21 protein-coding genes are annotated in these 23,310 nt (G+C 51.3%); 18 read left to right on the plus strand and 3 right to left on the minus strand.

Annotation, left to right across the window (positions count from 1 at the left end; genetic code table 11):
• Positions 1-121 precede the first annotated feature (121 nt).
• Positions 122-1,393, plus strand: a complete 1,272-nt coding sequence (locus VH86_RS24255; protein ID WP_045834394.1) for a Glu/Leu/Phe/Val dehydrogenase — start codon at positions 122-124, stop codon at positions 1,391-1,393.
• Positions 1,394-1,610: 217 nt separating this feature from the next.
• Here the strand turns inward: VH86_RS24255 and VH86_RS24260 are convergent, their stop codons facing one another.
• The gene (locus VH86_RS24260) at positions 1,611-2,276 is read right to left on the minus strand and encodes a TetR/AcrR family transcriptional regulator (protein ID WP_045834395.1); all 666 of its coding nucleotides are present in this window, start codon (positions 2,274-2,276) and stop codon (positions 1,611-1,613) included.
• Positions 2,277-2,355: 79 nt separating this feature from the next.
• Between VH86_RS24260 and VH86_RS24265 the strand changes: the two genes are divergently transcribed.
• Together VH86_RS24265 and VH86_RS24270 are read left to right on the plus strand one after the other, a co-directional pair.
• On the plus strand, positions 2,356-3,873 hold the full coding sequence (locus tag VH86_RS24265) for an MDR family MFS transporter (protein WP_045834396.1): 1,518 nt from the start codon (positions 2,356-2,358) through the stop codon (positions 3,871-3,873).
• 263 nt (positions 3,874-4,136) lie between these two features.
• Positions 4,137-4,688 (plus strand): C40 family peptidase, encoded by a 552-nt coding sequence (locus VH86_RS24270; RefSeq protein WP_045816583.1) that lies wholly within the window; start codon positions 4,137-4,139, stop codon positions 4,686-4,688.
• A 40-nt stretch (positions 4,689-4,728) separates the two neighbouring features.
• On the opposite strand, the gene fhuE is transcribed toward VH86_RS24270, so the two are convergent.
• Positions 4,729-6,906 carry a ferric-rhodotorulic acid/ferric-coprogen receptor FhuE gene (fhuE, locus tag VH86_RS24275; RefSeq protein ID WP_045834397.1) on the minus strand — a complete coding sequence of 726 codons (2,178 nt, stop codon included), beginning with the start codon at positions 6,904-6,906 and terminating at the stop codon, positions 4,729-4,731.
• Between the two features lie 450 nt (positions 6,907-7,356).
• Here fhuE and VH86_RS24280 point away from each other — a divergent pair, with 450 nt between their 5' ends.
• A complete protein-coding gene (locus VH86_RS24280) occupies positions 7,357-8,448 on the plus strand; it encodes a YncE family protein (RefSeq protein WP_045816581.1) in 1,092 nt (363 codons plus the stop codon).
• Positions 8,449-8,508: 60 nt separating this feature from the next.
• On the opposite strand, the gene VH86_RS24285 is transcribed toward VH86_RS24280, so the two are convergent.
• Complete coding sequence (locus VH86_RS24285; RefSeq protein WP_045834398.1) at positions 8,509-9,378, minus strand: AraC family transcriptional regulator; 870 nt, start codon at positions 9,376-9,378, stop codon at positions 8,509-8,511.
• 753 nt (positions 9,379-10,131) lie between these two features.
• Here VH86_RS24285 and VH86_RS24295 point away from each other — a divergent pair.
• The 14 genes from VH86_RS24295 to VH86_RS25390 form a co-directional block, all read left to right on the plus strand.
• Positions 10,132-11,541 carry a sugar porter family MFS transporter gene (locus tag VH86_RS24295; RefSeq protein WP_045834400.1) on the plus strand — a complete coding sequence of 470 codons (1,410 nt, stop codon included), beginning with the start codon at positions 10,132-10,134 and terminating at the stop codon, positions 11,539-11,541.
• Between the two features lie 15 nt (positions 11,542-11,556).
• Positions 11,557-12,567: a Gfo/Idh/MocA family protein gene (locus VH86_RS24300; protein WP_034829912.1), complete on the plus strand. Its 1,011-nt coding sequence runs from the start codon at positions 11,557-11,559 to the stop codon at positions 12,565-12,567.
• A 34-nt stretch (positions 12,568-12,601) separates the two neighbouring features.
• Complete coding sequence (locus VH86_RS24305) at positions 12,602-13,030, plus strand: PTS sugar transporter subunit IIA (protein ID WP_045834401.1); 429 nt, start codon at positions 12,602-12,604, stop codon at positions 13,028-13,030.
• Positions 13,031-13,057: 27 nt separating this feature from the next.
• On the plus strand, positions 13,058-13,999 hold the full coding sequence (locus VH86_RS24310) for a sugar phosphate isomerase/epimerase (protein WP_045834402.1): 942 nt from the start codon (positions 13,058-13,060) through the stop codon (positions 13,997-13,999).
• 431 nt (positions 14,000-14,430) lie between these two features.
• On the plus strand, positions 14,431-14,970 hold the full coding sequence (locus VH86_RS24315) for a sugar dehydrogenase complex small subunit (protein WP_045834403.1): 540 nt from the start codon (positions 14,431-14,433) through the stop codon (positions 14,968-14,970).
• A 20-nt stretch (positions 14,971-14,990) separates the two neighbouring features.
• Positions 14,991-16,619: a GMC family oxidoreductase gene (locus tag VH86_RS24320; RefSeq protein ID WP_045834404.1), complete on the plus strand. Its 1,629-nt coding sequence runs from the start codon at positions 14,991-14,993 to the stop codon at positions 16,617-16,619.
• A gap of 2 nt (positions 16,620-16,621) precedes the next feature.
• Positions 16,622-18,001 (plus strand): cytochrome c, encoded by a 1,380-nt coding sequence (locus VH86_RS24325; protein WP_045834405.1) that lies wholly within the window; start codon positions 16,622-16,624, stop codon positions 17,999-18,001.
• Between the two features lie 59 nt (positions 18,002-18,060).
• Positions 18,061-18,561, plus strand: a complete 501-nt coding sequence (locus tag VH86_RS24330) for a sugar dehydrogenase complex small subunit (protein WP_045834406.1) — start codon at positions 18,061-18,063, stop codon at positions 18,559-18,561.
• 20 nt (positions 18,562-18,581) lie between these two features.
• Positions 18,582-20,186 carry a GMC family oxidoreductase gene (locus tag VH86_RS24335; RefSeq protein ID WP_045834409.1) on the plus strand — a complete coding sequence of 535 codons (1,605 nt, stop codon included), beginning with the start codon at positions 18,582-18,584 and terminating at the stop codon, positions 20,184-20,186.
• A complete protein-coding gene (locus tag VH86_RS24340) occupies positions 20,179-21,507 on the plus strand; it encodes a cytochrome c (protein ID WP_045834407.1) in 1,329 nt (442 codons plus the stop codon). The genes VH86_RS24335 and VH86_RS24340 overlap by 8 nt, the downstream gene beginning before the upstream one ends.
• A 71-nt stretch (positions 21,508-21,578) precedes the next feature.
• Positions 21,579-22,472 carry a dihydrodipicolinate synthase family protein gene (locus VH86_RS24345; RefSeq protein WP_045834408.1) on the plus strand — a complete coding sequence of 298 codons (894 nt, stop codon included), beginning with the start codon at positions 21,579-21,581 and terminating at the stop codon, positions 22,470-22,472.
• A gap of 127 nt (positions 22,473-22,599) precedes the next feature.
• Positions 22,600-22,815: a YdgH/BhsA/McbA-like domain containing protein gene (locus VH86_RS24350; protein ID WP_039334247.1), complete on the plus strand. Its 216-nt coding sequence runs from the start codon at positions 22,600-22,602 to the stop codon at positions 22,813-22,815.
• A 91-nt stretch (positions 22,816-22,906) separates the two neighbouring features.
• Positions 22,907-23,059: a hypothetical protein gene (locus VH86_RS25980; RefSeq protein ID WP_197079597.1), complete on the plus strand. Its 153-nt coding sequence runs from the start codon at positions 22,907-22,909 to the stop codon at positions 23,057-23,059.
• A 108-nt stretch (positions 23,060-23,167) separates the two neighbouring features.
• Positions 23,168-23,310, plus strand: a 143-nt coding sequence (locus VH86_RS25390) for a DUF1471 domain-containing protein (RefSeq protein ID WP_072050643.1), incomplete at its 3' end; no start/stop codon positions are given.

A 23,310-nucleotide genomic window follows, 5' to 3' on the forward strand; every position in this document is an offset into this window, starting at 1 on the left:
GGTGGCACCAACATCCACTACCTGGAGAAAAAACTCGGCCTGCACGACTAAACCAATCCTCTCGCCGCCATTCTGCCGTTGGCGGCATCTTCTATCCTGACAGTAAAATCTGGAGGTCAGTTTGTCTGAACTTTCCTATGTGACGGGCGACTGTCACTCAGCCTGGTCAACGTATTTGACGCAGGTCGAACGCGTGTTGCCACTGCTTGGCGATCTCAGCCGCTGGGCTGATACGTTAACGCATCCGAAGCGGGCATTAATCGTTGATATCCCGCTTGAAATGGATGACGGCTCAGTGCGTCATTTTGAGGGTTATCGCGTGCAGCACAATTTGTCGCGTGGGCCGGGTAAGGGTGGTGTGCGTTTCCATCCTGATGTGACGTTGCAGGAAGTGATGGCGCTCTCTGCATGGATGACGGTGAAGTGCGCCGCACTGAATTTGCCGTTTGGCGGAGCAAAAGGTGGCGTGCGAGTCGACCCGGCAACCTTATCCCATAAAGAGCTGGAGCGTTTAACCCGGCGCTATACCAGCGAGATCGGCAATATGATTGGTCCCCAACAGGATATTCCCGCCCCTGATGTCGGCACCAACGCGCAGGTCATGGCGTGGATGATGGATACCTGGTCGATGAACGTTGGCGCCACCACCACCGGCGTAGTGACCGGCAAACCGGTGCATCTGGGCGGGTCACTGGGACGCGTCAAAGCCACCGGGCGCGGGGTTTTCGTCACCGGTTGCCGCGCTGCGACTAAGCTGGGCATGGATGTGCCGGGTAGCCGCGTGGCGGTGCAGGGTTTTGGTAACGTTGGCAGCGTCAGCGCCGAACTGTTCTATGCGATTGGGGCAAAAGTGGTGGCGGTGCAGGATCACAAAGCCACCTTGTATTTGTCCAGCGGAGTGGATATCCCGGCGTTACAGACGTGGCAGCAGGCTCACGGCAGCATCGCGGGCTTCCCGGGGGCTGATACGATAGCGGATGAACATTTTTGGACGCAGCCTTACGACATTCTGGTGCCTGCTGCGCTGGAAGGGCAGATCACTGCTGAACGTGCCCACCAACTGCAGTGCCGCCTGATTATTGAGGGGGCAAATGGTCCGACGCTACCGGAAGCCGATGATATCTTGCAGCAACGCGGCATTGCTGTGGTGCCAGATGTGATTGCGAATGCGGGCGGCGTGACGGTGAGTTACTTCGAATGGGTGCAGGATTTCTCCAGCTTCTTCTGGAGCGAAGAGGAGATTAATCAACGGCTGGACAGCATTATGAAGCACGCAATTGAAACGGTGTGGCATAAAGCGGATGCGCTGAACGTGACATTGAGAACAGCGGCTTACGCTGTGGCCTGTGAACGGATCTTGCTGGCAAGGAAGGATCGCGGGTTGTATCCGTAACGATAGTTTGTTGATTGCTACAAAAGCGAAATGGCGGCTTCAAAGCCGCCATTTTTAATCGCGAAGGGTTTTAGAACTGATAAACCAGGCCAGGTGCCACCTCGTAAGTCATAGTTAAAGCGTCAGTGCATAAGCTTCAAGTTGGCATCAGGGATTAAAATCTTTTCCTGCTCGCTGAGTATCCTTTCAACAGTGTAGATGCGAAGCAAAAAACGGGTTAGCTGAGCGGACGGATACCCTGACAGAACAAGCTCAGGGTGTGCTGCACAATGCGCTCTGTATCAAACTCCGGCTCATTGGCGAAGCGGGTGAATGGCACGAGGATCAGGCTCAGGATGGAGGTCATCAACAAATCGGGGTTTAACGCCGTATTTAATAATCCCTGCTGTTGCCAGCGCACAATCAAAGCCCTGACTTTGTCGCGTCCCGCATGACCATATCGTTCTTTAATGTGCTGACCTAAGCCGTGAGAACCGCTGGTGACTTCTTGCATCCACAGTGGGGCAAACCAATCGTTGTTCAGTACGATGTCAGCGATTTCACGAATAAATCCACTAAATGTAGTGACAGGGTCACTTTCTTCATTGTTGAAGTGAGCTTCAAGACGCTGGCGTAGCGGTAAAAATCGCTCCTCAACCACCACATCTAACAACGATTCACGCGACTGAAAATAGTAGTTGAGCATCGCCGGACTCACGCCAGCTTTACGTGCAATCGCATTCAGCGAGGTTTCAGCGATGCCGCTTTCGGCATAAATCGCCAGTGTAATGTCCAACAGGTGTTCGCGCTGTTGTGCCGTGATGGCACCGCCCCGAGGACGTCCAGGACGGCGGGGTTTGGCAGCGGTTGTCTTATCATCAGCTGGGACTTTTTGTGCGGTCATCTTTACGCGCTCACTTGTTTCATGTCAGACTTCGATCAATATTAATTGTGTATTTAATTAATTTCAATTGGTGTCTGATATGAAACCTAAAACACTTGTGCCGCACTCAGGCAGTGGAGAAGAGCGTCTTCCTTCTGTCCGCTTGCTGATGGGCGCATTGATGCTGGTCATGCTGCTTTCCGCCCTTGACCAGACCATCGTCTCGACTGCACTGCCAACCATTGTGGGTGAATTGGGCGGGCTTGATCGGCTGTCGTGGATCGTCACGGCCTACATGTTGGCCTCGACGATTGTTGTCCCGCTCTACGGCAAGTTTGGCGATCTGTTTGGCCGTAAAACGGTGCTACAAATCTCGGTCATCTTGTTTCTCATCGGCTCGGCACTGTGTGGCCTGGCGCAAAATATGGAGCAACTGATCTTTACCCGCGCGCTACAAGGCCTCGGCGGTGGCGGACTGATGGTGGTCAGTATGGCGGCCGTCGCGGATATCATTCCGCCAGCAGAACGCGGTAAATACCAGGGACTCTTTGGCGGGGTATTCGGTCTGGCGACCGTGGTGGGGCCATTACTGGGGGGCTTTATCGTCCAGCACGCCTCGTGGCGCTGGATTTTCTATATCAATTTACCGTTAGGGTTATTTGCGCTGCTGATTATTAATGCGGTGTTTAAAACTGATAACAAACGTAAACCGCATGAGATTGATTATCCCGGTGCTGTTTGCCTGAGTCTTGCGCTAGTGGGTATTACCCTGTTTACCAGCGAAGGCGGTACGCTGCGCGCATGGAGCGATCCGCAGTTGTGGTGCATCCTGGCATTTGGTCTGGTCGGGGTGATCGGCTTTATCTACGAAGAACGTCGTGCATGGGAACCGATTATTCCGCTTGGGCTGTTCCGTAATCGCAGTTTTTCGCTCTCCAGCTTAATGGCCTTTATTGTTGGGATGTCGCTGTTTGGCAGCGTTACCTTCCTGCCGCTCTATTTGCAGGTGGTGAAGGGCTCAACCCCGACCGAAGCCGGGCTACAGTTATTACCGCTGATGGGCGGACTGCTGGTGACATCGATTATCAGCGGACGCATTATCAGTCGTACTGGTCGGTATCGTCTTTTCCCGATAGGCGGAACCTTGCTGGCGACGGTTGGGATGGCACTCATGACGACGCTGACGCTGCAATCCTCGCTGTGGCAAATTTATCTCTACGCCTGCGTGCTCGGAATGGGCATGGGCATGGTAATGCAGGTGTTAGTCCTGGCCGTTCAGAATAGTGTGACGCCAGATCGTATTGGCGTCGCCACATCCTCTGTCACGTTGTTCCGTTCGGTTGGCGGTTCAATCGGGGTGGCGCTGTTCGGCGCGATGTTTAGCCACGTCTTGAAATCGGGTTTGACTGAATTGGTAGAAAAGGGCGATGTATTGCCCGCCACGCTGGACCCGAACGCAGTGCACCATTTGCCGTATGATGTGCAACAAGCATATTTGCAGGTATTTAGCGCAGCGGTACATGCGGCATTCCAGATGGCGGCGGTGGTGATGGCGCTGGCCTTTATTCTGTCATTATTCCTGCCAGAGTCGCCGTTACGCAGTAAAGCCAAACAATAAAATGATGCCCGCTTGCCACCATCGGCAGACAGATGCTGATGGTGGGATGAAATAGCAGCAGAGTTGGGCGAATTAATAACCTCCGAAGCGAAAATTGGCGAAGGAATATATAATTTTTATCTCAAATACATGATGTTACCTTTGCGTAAACTTAAGTAAAAAAGAAGAGGATTAAAAGAATTCAGCGGCGAGCTATTTATTTTTGCAACTTTTTTGCGGTATAAATCTCTAACCACTGTCTCCCTCAGCGAAAACGTCATCCCATGATCAACTCTGCGGCCAGAAAATTTATCGCCTGTCTGTTTGTTATTACCCTGGCAGGTTGCTCTTCCAAAACTTCTCATGCACCTGCGGAAGAGAGTGTCGATGCTTCAACCGATGGTGGTAAGCAACCCGATTTGATTCCCGTGATTGCGGCATTACACGACCAGATGCACTCATGGGAAGGCACCAAATATCAGTGGGGCGGCACGCAATTAAACGGTGTGGATTGCTCCGGTTTTGTCTGGCGAACGTTAAAAGATCGTTTCAATATTCCAATGGATCGTGTCACAACACGCGAATTAATTGCCATGGGTCAGCCTGTTGATAAGGCGCACCTGCAACCCGGTGATTTAGTGTTCTTTCGTATCAAACACGAGTTACACGTTGGCTTTTATGACACCGACCATCAATTCCTCCACGCTTCGGTTAGCCAGGGCGTGATGCGCTCCTCACTGAATAATCCGTATTGGAAATCGGTATATCTGGAGGCGCGGCGTCTGCCACGTGAACAGAATTCGCAGATCAGCTTTAATTATAAAAATAAAGCGTGATGTGAAAAGAATCCCCGGCCTGGCGCCGGGGATTTTTTTATCAGAATTGATATGACACGCTAACCGAGAAGTTGCGCGGCTCACCGTAGACATAGTTGTTCATATAGGTGTAGTACTCACGGTCGAATAAGTTATCGACGTTAGCTTGCACCGCAACCTGTTTGGTGACCTGATAACGGGCAAACAGGTTTGCCAGTGGATAGCTTCCCTGATACACGCGCTGGGTGCTGCCATCTGGCGCGCTCACATCTTCAAATACGCGGTTCTGCCAGTTAATACCCCCGCCGATAGTCAGATCGGGCAGCATTGGCACCTGATAACGGGTGAACAGCTTAAACTGGGTTTGCGGTTGGTCTGAGCTATAGCGGCCTTCCGAATCGCGCGCTACATAGCGTGTTGCACCAAAGGTTAATTGCAGGTTGTCGGTGACTGCACCGTTCAGTTCAAACTCTGCCCCCTTACTGCGCGCGCCTTTGGTGGCGGTGTAAGCTTGTTCACTGCTGTTATTAACGTAAACGCCGTTCTCTTCTGTACCAACGTTCTCCTGCTGAATACGGAACACGGCGAAAGTGGCGGTCAAACGCCCGTCATACCAGGCCGATTTCAAACCGGTTTCGTAGCTTTTTCCGGTCACCGGAGAGAGATAGTGGCCTGTGCTATCGCGGTAAGTTTGTGGCTGGAAAATCGAGGTATAACTCGCATACGCTGACCAGGTATCGTTAATGTCATACACCAGGCCTGCATATGGCGTGGTGTTGTTTTTGGTCACGTTGCCGCTACTGCCGTTCGTGCTCCACTCGGTATAACGCGCACCAATGATCAACGACAGGGGATCGGCGAGTGAGAAGCGTGCGGCCGTATAGGCAGATTTTTGGCGGATGACGTCGTTAGCGTTCAGATACCAACCTTGCCACTCCGGCTCAGCAATGTTGCCGGTCCAGTTGTTATTGAAAGGGCCCATAGCCGCTGAGGTAATGTCATACTCATCGAGGTCGGTAACGCCATCCTGACTATAGGTCTGGTTGTGTTGGCGGCTGTAGCTCAGGCCTGCCATCAATTGGTGCTGGCGGCCCAACAGCTCAAAGGGTCCACTGGCGAAGGCATCAACCGATGTTTGTTCACGTTTACCGCGATCGAGGCTTCCCCAGCCGGTCACACCTTCTCCAGTGGTCTCATCAGGGAATGCACTGTACAAACTCATCAGCTTGTCACTGAAGGTATTCTTCGCATGGGTACCATTCACATGGACACTCCAGCCATTATCAAAGTTATGCACAAGGTCGGCGTATATCTTTTGCACTTCGGTGTGATAATAGGTCCAGTCTGCGGCAGAATTCAGGCTGCGGTTGTAATGCGTGAGTGAACCGTTGCTGTAGAAAATCGGTAAACCACCCCAGGTTGGGTCGCGGGTATCTGCTTTTTCATAGTCATAGCCGAGAGAAAGGGTCGTGTTGTCGGTTAAATCCGCATCGACTACGCCGTAGAGGAATTTCTTGTTTTTATGGTAGCGGTCTAGCCAGCTGTCTTGATCCTGATAACCCGTTACGACGCGTCCGCGCAAGGAACCATCGCTGTTGAGTGGTCCTGCGATGTCTGCAACATAACGCTGCTTATCCCAACTGCCATAGCTCGCGCTGACTGAGCCCGTGAAATCTTTGCTGTCGGCATGTTTACGCACCATGTTCACTGAAGCAGAAGGGCTGCCAGCGCCGGTCATTAAGCCGGTTGCACCGCGAACCACTTCAATACGGTCATAGATAGCGGTATCAGATGCAGCATCACCGTAGTTCCAACTGTCGCCCACTGAAGTGGGTATTCCATCATAAGTGAAATTGGTGATTTTAAACCCGCGTGAATAGTATTCAGAACGTTCAGAGTCCACCAAATTACTGGTGATACCGGTGGTGTTATTCAGCACATCAGTGACAGTTTGCAACTGCTGATCCTGCATACGCTGCTGCGTCACCACACTGACCGATTGCGGCACATCACGCGGCGTGAGTAGCAGCTTGGTGCCCGCTCGCGTGGTTTTCACCGCATAGTCCTGTTTTTCAGTGTCATCACTACTGTCACTGGTGGTCGCATTGACCACCAGATCCTGCTGAATGGTATCGGCAGCCAGCGCCAATGAGGGGTTGAGAAGGGCGTGTACTGCCATAGCCAACAATGAAACGCTGAACGTTTTGCGGATACCTGATTCCCTGCCGATCGAAGACATAATCGTTTCCGTGGTAAATGATGGTGATAAGAAGCCATTACGCTTCGGTTGTTATGCTGGTGGTTGCGTCGTGCTACCCAAAAGGGCAGAACAAACGAATGCACTATATAATTACGAACGCCAATGATAATCATTTGCTTTATAGAATCTCGCAAGGATTCAATCTGAAGTGTAATAATGTGTAAATTCTAGGAATTTCAGTTCACTAGACGAATTTATAACCCGTTAGTTGCGGACGTTTTCACATTTATCAGGCAAGTTTTTACGCGTTATAGCCCTACGCAGCGCCAGATTTAGCTGAACGCTCATTTCATTAAGCGGATGGATTAAGCACATAAATCTACGCGAATATTTGATTACTTTACGTTAATGCGTATGATTCTCATTCTTCTTATATTTTCCGCCCGCTACGTTGTGGTCGGAGCCGTTCATCCATTGATGGAGTTCAGCATGAAATCGTTGTTTAGCCCGCGTAAAGCCACTGTTGCTATGGCGATCGCCGCAGCATTTAGCCTGACGGCTTGTCAGGCACCTGCCAAAAAAGCCGAGGCGCCAGCCGCTGAGACTGTAAAACCGGTTGATACCGCAGTGTTGAAACGCGACCTGGGCGATGGTCTGTACGAAATGGCCTACTCTCCAGCATCGAAAGCACTGTTTGTTGCCAGCGCACAGGCATTCAAAGATGTAAACGGCGGTATGATCTATCGTCTTGATCCTGCGACGCTTGAGACCAAGGGTGAGACTCACACCGATCTGAAAAACTTTGGTACAGCCATCGATGAGCAGGGCAGCGTGTTCTACACCACCAACTCACTGGATGGCGCCATCTCCAAAGTGGACGCGCAAAGCGGTAAAGTGCTGCAGCGTTTAGTGTTCCCGGGCAAAATCAGCAAAGAAGGCTACCCAGCGGGCGCGCGTGAAGTGCTGTGGCATGGCAATGAGTTGTATGTCGGTCGAGTGGCCGATCCAGGTTACATCTCCGTGGTCGATACTAAGACCTTCAAGCTGAAAACCGAGATTAAAAATGCGGGCAAATGGGTAACGGGCATTATTTACTCTCCGGTTACTGAACGTATTTATGCGGCCAACGGCTCTGGCGAGATCCTGGTGATTAATCCGCGCACCCACAAAATCGAGAAGCGCTGGACAGCCGGTGATGGTAAAGAGTATCTGTTCCTGAACATGGCAGAAGATCCCTCCACTGGCCGCCTGTTTGTGACTGACGATTCTAAAGGCAAAGCCACGTTGGTCTTTGACGAGCGCACCGGAAAAGTGATCAAGCGTATCGAAGGTGATTCTCTGGGCATTAAATTCGATGCGAAGCGCAATGAGATCTTCATCAGCCAGCGCGAATCGAAGAAAGTACTGCAGTTGGATGCCACCACTTACGCAGTGAAGAACAGCTGGTCATTCGAACAGAATCCCAACAGCCTGCTGATTGGACCGGATAACAATACCCTGTATGTAACCTTGAAGGCTGAGTTCAATAAAGACTCTTCAACTAAAGGTACCGATGGTATTGCGCGTATTGCACTGAAATAAGATTGCGCTATGAAAAGATGCCCTCGAAAGAGGGCATTTTGCTTTTGGAAGAACGAAAAATTAACGATTGATTTGCCCGGTCAGCCAGAATTTTTTATAGCGTGCAGGTGGAATGCCGACAAGATTATGAAAGATGCGATGGAAGTTATTGACGTTATCGTAACCCACGGCGTTAGCCACTTCAGTGACACCCAGATTGGTGCTCAATAGCAAATTTTGCGCCTCGCCAATTCGACGACGCGTCTGATATTGTTTGGGTGAATAACCTGAATAATCTTTAAATACGTGCGCCAGGTAAAATTGATTCATATTCAAGGCTGCGGTGATCGAACTCAGTGCGATATCTTCTTTATAGTGATTATCAATGTAATCTTTGATGCGTTGTCCCAGTAGGGTGTTATTACTCTCCTGCTCTTGTTTGTTTTCAATCCAGATATTGCGGCACAGCAATAACAGCACGCTCAGTAAGTTATCGCCGATTTCGGCACTGTAGAGACGTTTACTGTTAACGTGCGCCCACATCTGATCAAACAACTGGCAAATTTCATCATAAAACTCACCGCTGGGCATCACGGCAGGTTGGGCGCGCGTGGTGAGAACATTGAGAGGCAAGCCATCAACCTTGAGTTGTTCGACGCCGCAGCTGAAGATCAATAAATCGTCTGACGCATCAGGGCTTTCGTCATGAAGTACATTCGCGTTAAACAACATGATATCGCCTTGCTTGACGCTATAGCCACGGCCATCAATGTTATAGCTGCCACTACCTGAGCGTATGAACATCACCTCAAAGCGGTCATCATGCTTGTGCATGACGCGAGGAATGGCCTCTTCCTTACCTTCTGCTTTGCACATAAACGCCAGGCGCGGACGCAAACTGTTGTCGAAACCGCGGGCGGAGGGATGTTCATTTATGCAAAAGGTAATCATGGTAGCTCCTGTTGGTATAGCGCTATTCTTGCATTAGTTTTCAGCCTCGTAATCATCAATTTTGCTTTTTACTGATATTTAATCCATTGATAGGTAAGGAGTTGATGATTTTAGGAGAGTGCCAAGTGTTGATTTTTGTTTTTTAAACCTTGGCTAAAATTTAAGTTTGATCGCTGTCACACTTTTATTTTGATCAAAATATACCCACGCATTAAATACCAGGAAAGCATGATGTTGTGTTGAGGAGCATGAACTTGCAATCAATAGGGATAAGTTGGCACTAAAATGAAAATATCATCAAAATTGCGGTGTTCGAACAGGTTGAAATACAAAATTGTCGAAACCACAGACGATAAGTGCCATTGAATGCGTGCCATAGTCGCTAAGAAATATTTTAACAAATATGCGAAAAAAAGGCTTATTTAATCTGTCTTCATTCTTGCTATGTCAACGCACAATGTTTGCAGTGTGACTTTAATCACTGGTTTTTGTGCTTTTTGTGAGGAATATATGATCTTTCGCACGCTGTTAAATCGTGTGGGCGAGAGCGACTGGTGTTTGAAATTCACTTTGATATAACGTTGTCGTAACGAGAAGGGGACTGACAGCGCGTTCAGCGTTGCCAGAAAAATAACAATAATGATGTTGTGCATTAAATCAATGTTCTGATTCAGGCTGCGTAAAATTCCTCAGCGACGACTGACCAAAAATACGGCTTGCAACGGTTTTACCTTACAACCAGATGGAACAGCTATGTATAATAAAACAAACCTGCAAAATCCTCAGCGCATGCGGTTAATCACCATTGTTTCGACGATTGGTGGTTTATGCTTTGGTTACGATACCGGTGTTATTTCCGGTGCGCTGATCTTCATGAAGTATGACCTGAATCTGACACCTGCGCAGGAAGGTTTTATTACCTCATTCCTGTTATTCGGTGCGGCACTGGGATCGTTATTTGGCGGATATTTATCGGATAAACAGGGGCGGCGTAAAAACCTGCTATGGGTTGCAGCTATCTTTATGTTTGGCGCTTTAGGCACTGCATTCGCCTGGGATGTGCCCTCAATGATTGTGGCTCGCTTTATTCTGGGCTTAGCGGTGGGCTGTGCTTCCGTTACTGTACCTATTTATATTTCCGAATTAGCGCGGGCAGATCAGCGTGAACGATTGGTGACGGTGAACGAATTAATGATCGTGACCGGGCAATTCCTGGCGTATTCCGTTAACGCTGCGATTGTAAACCTGTATCCAGAAATGCAGCACAACTGGCGCATTATGCTGGCGATTCCAGCGCTGCCGGGCGCGCTATTGTGGTTCGGGATGTTAATGATGCCTGAATCGCCACGCTTCTTTATTCGCCGTGGCGAAACGGATAAAGCCGTGAAGGTGCTGAAAACATTGCGCCTTCCGGAGGAAGTAGACCGCGAAGTAAAAGAGATTCAGCAGATCGTTAAGGCTGATCAGGTGAAGTTTAATCTGTTCGCCGAGCTAAAAAATCGCTGGGTGATTCAACTGGTTCTGATTGGTTTAATGATTGTGCTGGCCACTCGAGTGACTGGGGTCAACACCATCATGTACTACGCGCCAACCGTCCTGAAAGCGACAGGGCTCGGTGATGCGGCAGCGGTTACCGGCGCGGTGGCAAACGGCATTATCTCCGTATTGGCGACGCTGCTGGGCATGGCGTTGATTGGCAAGCATTCACGCCGAAAAATGTTCTTCACCGGTCAGGCTGGTGTCACCGTTAGCCTGGTGTTGATTGGCCTGGCATTTAAATTCTTCTTCCACACTGAAACCGTCAACGGAGTGGATACGCTGCATGCCAATTTCGCCAACGCACCTTATGTCATTCTTGGCTTGATGTTGGTATTCCTGGTGTTTATGCAGGGTTGGATTGCGCCGGTATTCTGGCTGATGTTAGCGGAAATCTATCCATTAAGAATGCGTGGTGTCGGCATGGGCTTTGCGGTATTTGGCCTGTGGATTTTCGACTTTATGATCCAATCTATCTTCCCTTATTTGCTTAGCCATTACGGTGGCGGCATGACCTTCGGTTTCTTTGGTGCGAAAAACGTCATCATGCTTATTTTGCTGGTGAAATATTTACCAGAAACGCGTGGCCTGACGTTAGAACAGATTGAAAAGAAATTTCGTTTTTAACCTGAGGATTAATAAATGACAGTCAAAATCGGCTTAATTGGTCTGGGCATGATCGGCCGGGACCATCTGAAACGCTTCCACCATGTTATTTCCGGCGCGCAAGTCACTGCTGTTTGCGATATTAACCACACTACAGCCGATGCCGTGGCCAACGAATTTGGTGCCACCGCGTTTTATGATGCAGAAGAGATGATCAATTCCGAATTGGTCGATGCAGTATTTATCTGCTCAATTGGTCCGGTACACAAAGCGCAAATCTTGGCGGCCTTTAACGCGGGCAAGCCCGTATTCTGTGAGAAACCGCTGACACCCACGGCTGATGAATCGAAAGAAATTATTGATGCAGAAGTAAAAGCGGGTAAGCGCCTTTTACAATTGGGCTTTATGCGTCGTTTTGACCCGGGTTATCAGGCACTGAAGCAGTCAATTGAGGGTGGCGCGTTGGGCGACATCATGTTGATTCACTGTGCTCACCGCAATCCGTCTGTACCAGAGAGTTACACGCTTGAGATGGCGGTGAACGACTCCGCCACTCACGAAATCGACATCATTCGCTATTTGTTGAACGAAAACATCACGTCTGTACGTGTAGACAAGCCGCGTAAGAAAACCCGCCGCGCATTGCCGCACTTACAGGATCCGCTGATTGTGATCTTCGAAACCGAATCCGGTGTTCGTATTGACGATGAACTGTTTGTGAACTGCCACTACGGTTACGACATCCGCTGCGAGGTGATCGGCGAAAATGCTATTGCCGCCTTGACGGAGCAACAGTTCATCAGCACCCGTTCACTGAACGGCAATGCACAGCACATTGCGCAATCTTGCATGGAACGTTTTGCAACGGCTTACGATCGCGAAGTTCAGCACTTTGTTGACAGCGTGCGTGATGGACGCGAAATGAGCGGCCCTTCCTCCTGGGATGGCTACGTCGTCGCGCTGGTCTGTGATGCCGGTCTGGCCTCGCTGAAAGATGGCGAGAAACATGACGTGGTGATTCCAGAGCAGCCCGCGCTTTATCGCTAATAACCTAACTTCTCGCGAAAAGTGAGGAATGACGATGTTGAAACTGACGGAAGATGCGCTGCATTTGCAATGTCGGGCAGCGAATAAAAACCAAGCCATTGAGATTGCGGCAAAGGCGTTAGAGCAATCCGGTTATGTAAAATCGGGTTTTATCAATGGCATGTTAGCGCGTGAAAAAAGCGTTTCTACCTATATTGGAGCGGGTATTGCTTTCCCTCATTGTGCGAAAGAGAACCTAGACCAGGTGATTAAAACCGGATATCAGGTTTTCCAATTTCCAAATGGTGTGAGTTGGGGGGCTGGAAAAGTGGTGTTTGTCGTCGTTGCTGTAGCGGCAACCGAAAATGAACATATTCCACTGTTGGCTGATATTGCCAATTTGCTTGGCGATGAAGTGAAAACGACGTTATTAGCCAATGCAAAAACCAAACAAGAATTTATCGTTCAATTTGAGAAAGCGTGATTTACGCACCAGATGAAGGATTAAACAATGAAGCTTGCATTATGTACTGACGTTTTGGCGGATTTACCTTTCGGGGCGATGCTGGATAAAGTTAAAAGCTACGGTATTGAGGGCGTAGAAATGACGGCGGGTGGATGGTCACCCTGCCCGCACGTGAAAACAGAGGAACTGCTGGCATCGCCAGAGAAACTGGAGAAGTTCAAGCAAGAGCTGGCTGAACGTGAAATGCGCATTGTGGCGCTAAACTGCTCGGGGAACCCGTTGGCACCGGGTGAATTGGGTGAGACACACACGAAAAGCAGCTATCGCGCGGTTGAGTTGGCAGGCAAGTTGGGCGTGAAAAAGATCGTGATGATGAGTGGCCTGCCAGGTGGGGGGCCAGAAGATCGCGTGCCAAACTGGATTACTTCTACCATCTCATGGCCAGATTATATGCCGGGTGTGATCGATTATCAGTGGAATGAGGTGGCGATTCCATGGTGGAAGAAATTTGTCCAGCACGCCAAACAGCATGGCGTTGAACAAATCGCGATTGAAGAGTTCCCCTGCCAATTGGTGTACAACCCCTCGACATTGTTGCGCCTGCGTCACGAGGTGGATGACATGATCGGCATGAACCTCGATCCTTCGCACCTGATTGCGATGGGCGCGGACCCGATTGCTGCTGCACGTAAGCTGGAAGGGGCGGTATTCCACGTCCACGGCAAGGACGCGCGCATTGAGCGTGGTTTGGCCGATGTTGACGGCTTGATGGAGTATCAACCGGTGACTAACACGAAAACCCGTACCTGGAACTACGTTGCTGTCGGTTGCGGTCAGGATCTGAAGTGGTGGAAAGAGTTCTTCTCTGTATTGCGCATGACCGGTTACAACGGCGACGTGTCGCTGGAGATGGAAGATCTGACCATGAGCGTAGAAGCGGGCTTGCAGACTTCCATTGATGCGCTGAATGCAACGTTGAGTAAGTAAGTTTCTGCTGTTTTGCGAGCCGCTATCTCTTTGGGATGGCGGCTTTTTTTATGGTTATGATAATCCCCGCATCTCACATCTCACATCTCGCATCTCGCATCTCACATCTCACATCTCACATCTCCCATCTCCCATCTCCCATCTCCCATCTCCCAACCTTCATCTCTATTGGGACATACATCACTCAAAGTGATTATACGTTAGCTTTTAATGCCCAAACTCACTCATTTTTGATTTTAAAACATCATTACGTATGGCTTTTGTTTAAGAACCATTTATTATATTAAAAGTCCGTGTCGTTATAAGGCATCTGATTAACATTGCGTTATGTGATTGTTAACTCGCGGTGCTGTTACGTTATTCAAATAATTAGATTTTTTACCTTCGCTTTGCGATGGGTTTTGAGCCGTGTCACTAACCAGGGATACACCATGAGTAAGTTGCAAGACCTGCCGCCTGGCGAGGTCCAGTTGTCACGTCGGAGAGTGTTACTGTCCGGCGCTGTGATCGTGGCAGGCGGCCTGATCACCTCGGCGCTTCCGCGTTTGGCGTTTGCAGACTCGTCGAAAAATTTCATTCCTTTCATGCAGATATCTCGTCTTCTGGTTAATCACAAACTGGATGATGCGGTCGGGCAGCGCATGTTGGCGCTGTTGGAACTCGAACAGCCGGATCTAATGACAAATCTCAATCATCTGCTGGCGATTGCCAAAGCCAATAAGGCGCAGATCGTTGAAGACTTCTTCCCGGCGATTCCGGAAGGTGCATTGCAGCAACTGGCGCACAAGCTCATTTTTGGCTGGTACACCGGCTGCCTCGAACCGAAACGTTCGGCAAAAGCGTTCGCTTATGAACAGGCGCTGACCTGGCACACAACGATGGACACCATCACGATTCCGTCCTACGGCATCAGTGGGCCCAATAACTGGCAGCGCACCAACACTCCGGTTCTTCCCGTACCGCAATTCTGACCAATAAAAGAAGATAAAATATGGCAGCTCCTTCTCAGTCACCCGTGGTGATCGTTGGCACCGGCGTGGTCGGTGTGGTGATCGCTGAGCAACTGCTTGATGCCGGCATTCCGGTATTGATGCTGGAAGCCGGCCCGCGCGTTTCGCGTGCTGAAATCGTTGAAAATTATCGCAATCTACCCCTGGCGGCCAAAGGCAATCCGATTGAGTGCTACCCGTCACGCGATTGGGCACCGCATCCGGAACCGGCAGGGGCGGGCAAAGGGTATCTGCAATTAAGCGGCGAAGACTCTTATGCGCAAAGCTATGTGCGCTATGCGGGTGGATCGACCTGGCACTGGGCGGGCACATGTTGGCGCTTAACGCCTGCGGATATGCAATTGCATTCTCGCTACGGCGTTGGCCGTGACTGGGCGTTTGATTATGAGACGCTGGAACCTTATTACGCCCGTGCTGAATATAAGCTGGGCATTTGTGGACCGGACGATCCGGCACTGCAATGGCCTCCGCTGCGTTCGAAACCTTATCCGATGCCCGCGCTGCCGTTTGGACCGGGTGAAGCACGCTTTACCGAAGTGGTGCGCGAGAAGCTGGGGTTGCACAACATCCCTACCGCGCAGGCCCGTAACAGCGGCATGTCCTATGACGATCGCCCAGCATGCTGCGCCAATAATAACTGTGTGCCAGTTTGTCCGGTTGGTGCGAAGTATGATGGTGCGACTGCACTTTCCCGCCTCGAAGCAAAAGGTGCCACCATCCTTGATAACGCCGTGGTGTGGCGTATTGAAACCAATGCTGGCAACAAAATCGAAGCGGTGCATTACTACGATCAGCACAAGCAAACCCATCGTGTCAGCGGCAAGCTGTTCATCATTGCGTGTAACGGGCTGGAAACACCAAAGCTGCTATTGATGTCTGCTGATTCACGCAACCCGAACGGTATTGCGAATAGCTCCGATCAAGTCGGCCGCAATATGATGGACCATCCACAAATCACCATGACCGTGACGCTGGATGAACCTTATTGGGCGGGCGTAGGACCGGTGGTGAACAGCGGCATTATGGAAACTTCGCAAGGCGATTTCCGTTCTGAACATGCTGGTGCTTACTTCCGCTTCAACAACTTTGCGCGCAACCGTTTCGTCACCTTTGGCGCACTGGAGAAAGGGCTGGTGGGTAAAGCTTTGGATGAAGAGATCCGCCGCATGACCGCCTGTACCGCCGATTTCGTGCTGGCGCATGAGATCCTGCCTGATGCCAATAACCGCCTGACGCTGAGTGATAAAAAGGATTGGCTCGGTCTGCCGAAACCGGCCATTCACTACGATGTGGGCGACTATGTTCGTCGTTCGTACCAGAACTACTCCAAACCGATCGCTGACAAGATTGCCGAAGCGATGGGCGCGATCGATAAGAAGTTCTCGAAACAATATAACCAGAGCAAGCACATCATGGGTGGCACCATCATGGGTAACGACCCGGCTAATTCGGTAGTGGATAACGAGTGTCGTGCTCACGATCACCGCAATCTGTTCCTGCCGGGCGGCGGGGCGATGGCCAGTACTGCGTGCGGGAACAGCACCTTGACGATGGTGGCGCTCGCCTTTAAAGCCGCTGATGCCATCGTTAAACAGGCACAGGAGGCGTAATCATGTTAAAGCTAAAACAGATCGCGCTGGTCCTCACCCTGGCAAGTGGTGCCGCTCATGCCGCTGATGATGCCTTGGTCAAAAAAGGTGAATATTTGGCGGTAGCCTCGGATTGTACCGCCTGCCATACCGCAGAACATGGACAGCCTTTTGCGGGTGGGAAAGTGATCGAATCACCGGTCGGTGAAATCATTGCCACCAACATCACGCCGTCTAAAATCGCGGGCATTGGCCAGTACAGCGAGCAGCAATTTGCTGATGCAGTACGCAAAGGTGTGCGTGCTGATGGTGCCAATCTCTACCCGGCGATGCCTTATACCGCCTACGCCACCTTGACGGATGATGATATCCACGCGCTCTACGCTTACTTCATGTCTGGTGTTCAGCCGGTGGATAAGACCACCGAAGAGACGCATCTGCCATTCCCGCTTAATCTGCGCTTCTCAATGATGTTTTGGAACGCGCTGTTCTTAAAGGCGCCGGGCTACACACCGGATGCCTCTCAATCGGCGAGCTGGAATCGCGGTCGTTATCTGGTTGATGGTGCAGCACACTGCAGTACCTGCCACACGCCGCGTGGTTTCCTGATGCAAGAGAAAGAGGGAGAGGCCTTTACCGGTGCGCAGGTAGGACCCTGGTTTGCTCCAAACATTACCGCTAACGCAGTGAGCGGTATTGGTCAGTGGTCGCAACAGGATCTGATGACCTACTTAAAAACGGGGCGTCTTGCGGATAAAGCCCAGGCCGCAGGTAGCATGGCAGAAGCGATTACCCATAGCTTCCAGCATTTATCCGACGCAGATTTAGCGGCGATAGCCGAATATATGAGTAGCGTGACAGATAAAAACGCACCTGCTAGCGGTGCATCACGTTTCGAACAGGGCAAGGCCGCACAAAATTTAGTGGCGTTCCGTGGAGATGCGTTTACCGCACCCACCAGCGATGAAGGTGCACGTTTGTTCTCTGGAAACTGCGCGTCATGCCATGGCAGCAGCGGTGAAGGAACAAAAGACGCCTATTATCCAAGCCTATTCCATAATAGTGCTACAGCGGAGCGCAATCCTTCGAACCTTATCGCCACCATTCTCTACGGTGTGCAGCGTCCTACCGCAAAAGGTGATGTCTTTATGCCACCCTTCGGATCCCAGCCGAATGCGCTTAATCACCTTGATGACCAACAAGTTGCCACACTATCGAACTGGATATTGCACCATTACGGTAACGTGGAAGTGACAGTTTCACCTGAGCAAGTGGCTGAGATCCGCCGTGGCGGCCCTTCATCGCCGCTGGTGATGCTGGCGCAGGTTGGTGTTGGCCTCGGTGCTGTGGTGTTTGTTGCGCTGCTGGCGTGGTGGTTGATACGCCGCAGAAATAAAAAATAGCTTTAATTTCGACTCTGTCGCCCACGAACTCGCGGGCGACGCTTTTACTGGAAGACATTATGACGCACTACTCACGCCGCCGCGTGTTGAAGATGGTCGGCCTGGTGACGATTGCCAGCGCCGCAGGCCAGCTTTTACCGTTGCCACGCCTGAAAGCCGCGCAATCACTGATTAATGTGACTGGGCTGGACGATTTTATGCAGGTCTCACAGTTGCTGACGCAACAAGAAAACCTCAATGCCACGGTGGGGCGCGCGCTGTTGCTCGCCCTTACCCAAACGCAAAAAGGTTTTCTTCAGGCGCTCACGCAGTTGAAAACGCTGTTACAAAATCAGCCAGAGCTGTTGCAACAGGATCATCTGACATTTGCCGCTGACGCAGACAGCGAAAAGCTGGCAAAAGCGATCCTGGGGGGTTGGTATAACGGTGTGGTCGGCAAAGGCAATCACGCACTTTACGTCACTTACGTGAATACACTCGCCAATCTGCTGGTGGATGACAAATTAGTGCCGCCGGGCTTTTCTTACGGCGAGTGTGGTAGCTGGGCACAACAGCCCTGATTCAGAGAGTAATGTCGGTTATGAAAAATAATAATTCCGCTGATGTGGTCGTGATTGGCGCGGGCGTCAATGGCTCGCTGCTGGCGACACGTCTGGCAAAAGCCGGTAAATCGGTGCTGTTACTGGAATCGGGTCCGAAAGTCGGACGCGATCAACTCGTTGAGCGTTTCCGCGCGTCGGCGTTTAAATCTGACTTTATGTCACCGTATCCCTTCTCGCCAAAGGCACCTCATCCGCGCTATACGCCGGAGCCCAATGATTATCTGCATCAGGCGGGGCCACATCCCTTTGCTGCGCAATATATTCGTATGTTTGGTGGCACCAGCTGGCACTGGGCGGCGCAGTTGTGGCGTTTTGTGCCCAACGATTTCCGTCAGCACAGCCAGTATGGCGTGGGTAAAGATTGGCCGATAGGTTATGAGGACCTGGAAGATTACTACTATCAGGCCGAAGTAATTGCGGGGGTAGGCGGCTCACCCGACAATGGCTCACCGCGCAGTAAACCCTATCCGATGGAACGCGTGCCAGCCTCCTGGCTGCAACAGCGTGTGAAGGCCCGCCTTGCGCCAGACTTTACCGTTCTGGATGACAGTACCGGTCGTAATAGCCACAGCTATGACGGGCGTCCGGCATGCTGCGGCAATAACAACTGTATGCCGCTTTGTCCGATTGATGCGCAATACCATGGCGGTATTGCGGCACAGCAGGCAGAGAACAGTGGCGTGAAGGTGATAACTGAAGCGGTGGTGTATCAACTCGAGCACGATGCTAAAGGCAATATCGTGGCGGCGAATTATTATGACTGGAACAAAGTCAGCCACCGTGTGACGGCAGAAACTTTTGTGCTGGCCGCTAACGCCATTGAAACACCGAAACTGCTATTAATGTCGGTCAGTGACAAGTTCCCTAACGGCATTGCGAATGCGCATGACAATGTGGGGCGTAACCTGTGCGATCACCCGGCGATTGGCGTCACCTTTGATGTCGATGAAGAGATCTGGCCAGGCCGTGGTCCTGTTAGCCCGTGCTCAATCGGTCAATTCCGTGACGGCGAATTCCGCAGTGAACATGCCCCGTTCCGCATCGATATTTCTAACGCGTCTCAAGTCGCTGCTGTTACGAAAGAAGTGCTGGCTGAAGGTTTATTCGGCAAGAAGTTGGAAGAAGAGATTCGCTTCCGTGCTGCCCGACGCCTCAGCATCAAGAATGCGCTGGAACAGTTACCCGATCCGAACAACCGTGTGACTTTAAGCAGCAACAAAGATGAGCTGGGCTTGCCAACACCTTCGTTGTATTGGGACGTGAGCGATTACGTCACCAAAGGCACCGAAAAAACGCGTGAATGCTATGACGCGATTGCGGCCAAACTCGGCGCAACCAACATCAAGCACAGCAAAACCGGCAAGTTCTCTAATCGTCAGCACATCACCGGCACGCTCTCTATGGGCCTCGACCCGGCGACCAGTGTGACCGATGCATGGGGGCGCGCACATGATCATCAGAACCTGTTTATGGGTGGCACGGGTGTGATGCCAACAGTGGGCACCTGTAACGTCACGCTCACGGCAATGGCGCTGGCTCTTCGTACCGCCGACAAAATCCTGCAGGAGACGCAACATGGCTAAGCACTGGAAAGCCCTGCTTGCAGCAGGCACGTTGGCGTTGGCTGTTTCACAAGCGCATGCAGCGGATGAGCAACTAATTAAGCGCGGAGAGTATCTGGCGATTGCCGGTGACTGCGGCGCGTGTCACACCGAAGAGGGTAAAGCACCTTTCAGTGGCGGCCACGCGATTGCCAGCCCGCTGGGCACGATCTTCAGTACCAATATCACCCCCTCTAAAACGGCGGGGATCGGCCAATACAGCGAGCAGCAGTTTGCCGATGCGTTGCGTAAAGGGGTTCGCGGTGATGGTAGCCAGCTTTATCCGGCGATGCCGTATACCGCTTACGCGAAGCTCACGGATGAGGATGTCGCTGCATTGTATGCCTACTTTATGCAGGGTGTGCAGCCGGTAGATATTCAGCCAGAGAAAACGGCATTGCCGTTCCCCTTCAATCTGCGTTTCAGCATGGCAGCATGGAATCTGTTGTTTATGGACAGCAAGCCATTCCAGCCAGACGAGAAGCAGTCACAAGAGTGGAATCGCGGTGCCTATTTGGTTCAGGGGTTAACCCACTGCAGCACGTGCCATACACCACGTAATTTCCTGATGGCGGAACAGCAGGACAAAAACTTGCAGGGCGCGTCACTCGGTACCTGGTTTGCACCTGATATCACGGCGGCAACCTTGCAGGGCAAAGCGCATTGGACACGTGAAATGTTGGCGCAGTATCTTGCGACTGGCCACGCCAGCAACGGCGCAACCGCGGGCGGCCCGATGCTGGAAGCGATCGATAAGAGCTTCTCGCGTATGACGCCAGAAGACCGCCAGGCTATTGCGACTTATTTGTTACCTCAGGATAGCGCCACTGCTGAACCTGCGCAGGCCAATCGCTGGACGCCGGTAAGAGGTGACGATACGCCGCAGGCGGTGTTAAGCGAAGGCGCACAGATTTATCGCAATAACTGTGCATCTTGCCATAACCTGACAGGCGAGGGGCTGAATGGACTGCCGGCACTGCAAAATCATCCGGTGTTAAATAAGCCCAATGCGGACAATGTGGCGATGGCAGTCCTGCAAGGCGTTTGGCCTGAAAAAGGGCAAGGGATGATTGGATTTGCCGATCAACTCAACGACCACCAAATCGCTGCGCTGACTAACTATGTGATGCAAGATATCGGGCACAGCAAGGTGCAGATCAGCGAGGAGCGGGTGAAATCGCTACGTGCTGGTGGTGATGCTTCGCCGCTGATGCTGGTGTCGCGCATCGGCATGGTCGCTGCCGGGCTCATCGTGGTGCTGGGGTTGTTCTGGCTAGGTTTTAGAAGAAAGAACAAACGCTAACGGCTTTGTCCTATGACAAATAGTCAGCTGTTGTTAAGATGCGTTTTTACGTTATCTAACAGGAGCTGGCTATGTTTTCAGGTCTTAGTGCCTTCCCGCTGACCCCGGTCAATGCGACTGGCATCGATGAAAAATCCTTTCTTTCGCTTCTCGCGCGTCTAACAACGGCAAAAGTCGATTCGCTGGGCGTGCTGGGTTCAACCGGTAGCTACGCCTATTTCACCCGCGAGCAGCGCAAGCGCGTGGCGACGCTGGCCGTACAGCATGCGGATGGCATTCCGGTTATGGTCAGTATTGGCGCAACCAGCACCGATGAGGTGTTGCGACTGGCGGAAGATGCGCAGCATGCAGGCGTAAGCGCTTTGTTATTACCTGCGGTTTCCTACCAAAAGCTCACTGAAGACGAAGTGTTTGGCTTCTATGCCGAGGTCGCGCGGAATGTTTCACTGCCCATCTGCGTTTATGATAATCCAGGCACGACACACACCGAGTTTTCAAATGATCTTTACGCACGGATAGCCGCGCTTCCCAATATCGCTTCCATCAAAATACCGGGTGTGCCTGCCGACATGGATTCCGCAGCCCAGCGGGTGAGCGCATTACGTGCGCAACTCCCCGCAGAGATAAGCCTTGGTGTCAGTGGTGATGCCTCTGCCGGCAACGGTTTAATGGCGGGATGCGATGTCTGGTATTCCGTCTGCGGCGGCTTATTTCCCAACACTGCATTAGCGCTGACACGAGCCGCTCAGGCGGGCGATTTCGCTGCTGTCGTTGAGCAATCCCAGCGACTGGAGCCGCTTTGGACGCTGTTCCGTCAACATGGCGGCAGTATTCGCGTGATAGCGGCCGCAGCGGCACAGCTTGGGCTGGCGGAGGAAAATAACTTGCCGCGCCCGCTGCGTGCGTTATCCAGTGAGCATCAACGGGAAGTCCTTCAGGTGATGAGATCGCTGGGGTTGAGCTAAGTAAGTTAACTATTAGTGCGATCATAGTTTTCGCACTAATAGTTAAGATGGATATAGTTTACATGGTTATTATTGTTTCCATCGAAGGCACACAGCCTTCTCATCAAACAAACCAAGGAATATGACCATGAAAACTATTAAAGCTATGTCAATCGCCGCTGTTGCCGCTCTTTCACTGATGTCTGCTGCCACCTTTGCACAAACTGTGACCGCAACCTCACTGACTCTGGATGGTGCAGAAGCGAAAATCGCAGCGCAGGCTCATCAGCAAAACGAACAATACAAAATCATTGAAGCCAGCAACGGCAACGTCGTGCACATGACCGCAGAATTGTACAAATAAGTATCGGATGGTTGCACAGGGAAGTGCCGGAAGAGGCCGCCTTACGGGGCGGCTTTTTCCGTAGAGAGGCTAAAGAAATGGAGACAGCATCATGAAACAGAATCATGACCAGATTGATCAGCAAGCCAATGCGTTTGTTGCAGCATTGCGATCGCAGCGCCATGCGCACATGCCAGTGATGCGTTTCCATCAGTGGCCGCATTTTATCTCGACAGTACGCACCTTGCTTGCGAATAACAATTAGTACGATCATAATAACAGCACTTATAGTTAATATGGAAATGATAACCAGAGTTATTATTGTTTCATCGAAGGCACACAGCCTTCACACACAACCCAAAGGAATAAGACCATGAAAACCATTAAAACACTGACCATCGCCGCTGCCGCCGCTCTTTCACTGATGTCTGCTGCCAGCTTTGCCCAGAGCATCTCCGTTGAGTCTTCAACTCTTGACGGTGCAGAAGCGAAAGTTGCCGCAGTCGCACAGCAGCA

The organism is Pantoea sp. BL1, from assembly GCF_000963985.1.
GTDB lineage: Bacteria > Pseudomonadota > Gammaproteobacteria > Enterobacterales > Enterobacteriaceae > Pantoea > Pantoea rwandensis_B.

Coding starts and splice junctions, on each gene's coding strand:
- VH86_RS24260 (WP_045834395.1), bottom strand. CDS start 2,276: ATGACCGCACAAAAAGTCCCAGCTGATGATAAGACAACCGCTGCCAAA.
- VH86_RS24265 (WP_045834396.1), top strand. CDS start 2,356: ATGAAACCTAAAACACTTGTGCCGCACTCAGGCAGTGGAGAAGAGCGT.
- VH86_RS24270 (WP_045816583.1), top strand. CDS start 4,137: ATGATCAACTCTGCGGCCAGAAAATTTATCGCCTGTCTGTTTGTTATT.
- fhuE (WP_045834397.1), bottom strand. CDS start 6,906: ATGTCTTCGATCGGCAGGGAATCAGGTATCCGCAAAACGTTCAGCGTT.
- VH86_RS24280 (WP_045816581.1), top strand. CDS start 7,357: ATGAAATCGTTGTTTAGCCCGCGTAAAGCCACTGTTGCTATGGCGATC.
- VH86_RS24285 (WP_045834398.1), bottom strand. CDS start 9,378: ATGATTACCTTTTGCATAAATGAACATCCCTCCGCCCGCGGTTTCGAC.
- VH86_RS24295 (WP_045834400.1), top strand. CDS start 10,132: ATGTATAATAAAACAAACCTGCAAAATCCTCAGCGCATGCGGTTAATC.
- VH86_RS24300 (WP_034829912.1), top strand. CDS start 11,557: ATGACAGTCAAAATCGGCTTAATTGGTCTGGGCATGATCGGCCGGGAC.
- VH86_RS24305 (WP_045834401.1), top strand. CDS start 12,602: ATGTTGAAACTGACGGAAGATGCGCTGCATTTGCAATGTCGGGCAGCG.
- VH86_RS24310 (WP_045834402.1), top strand. CDS start 13,058: ATGAAGCTTGCATTATGTACTGACGTTTTGGCGGATTTACCTTTCGGG.
- VH86_RS24315 (WP_045834403.1), top strand. CDS start 14,431: ATGAGTAAGTTGCAAGACCTGCCGCCTGGCGAGGTCCAGTTGTCACGT.
- VH86_RS24320 (WP_045834404.1), top strand. CDS start 14,991: ATGGCAGCTCCTTCTCAGTCACCCGTGGTGATCGTTGGCACCGGCGTG.
- VH86_RS24325 (WP_045834405.1), top strand. CDS start 16,622: ATGTTAAAGCTAAAACAGATCGCGCTGGTCCTCACCCTGGCAAGTGGT.
- VH86_RS24330 (WP_045834406.1), top strand. CDS start 18,061: ATGACGCACTACTCACGCCGCCGCGTGTTGAAGATGGTCGGCCTGGTG.
- VH86_RS24335 (WP_045834409.1), top strand. CDS start 18,582: ATGAAAAATAATAATTCCGCTGATGTGGTCGTGATTGGCGCGGGCGTC.
- VH86_RS24340 (WP_045834407.1), top strand. CDS start 20,179: ATGGCTAAGCACTGGAAAGCCCTGCTTGCAGCAGGCACGTTGGCGTTG.
- VH86_RS24345 (WP_045834408.1), top strand. CDS start 21,579: ATGTTTTCAGGTCTTAGTGCCTTCCCGCTGACCCCGGTCAATGCGACT.
- VH86_RS24350 (WP_039334247.1), top strand. CDS start 22,600: ATGAAAACTATTAAAGCTATGTCAATCGCCGCTGTTGCCGCTCTTTCA.
- VH86_RS25980 (WP_197079597.1), top strand. CDS start 22,907: ATGAAACAGAATCATGACCAGATTGATCAGCAAGCCAATGCGTTTGTT.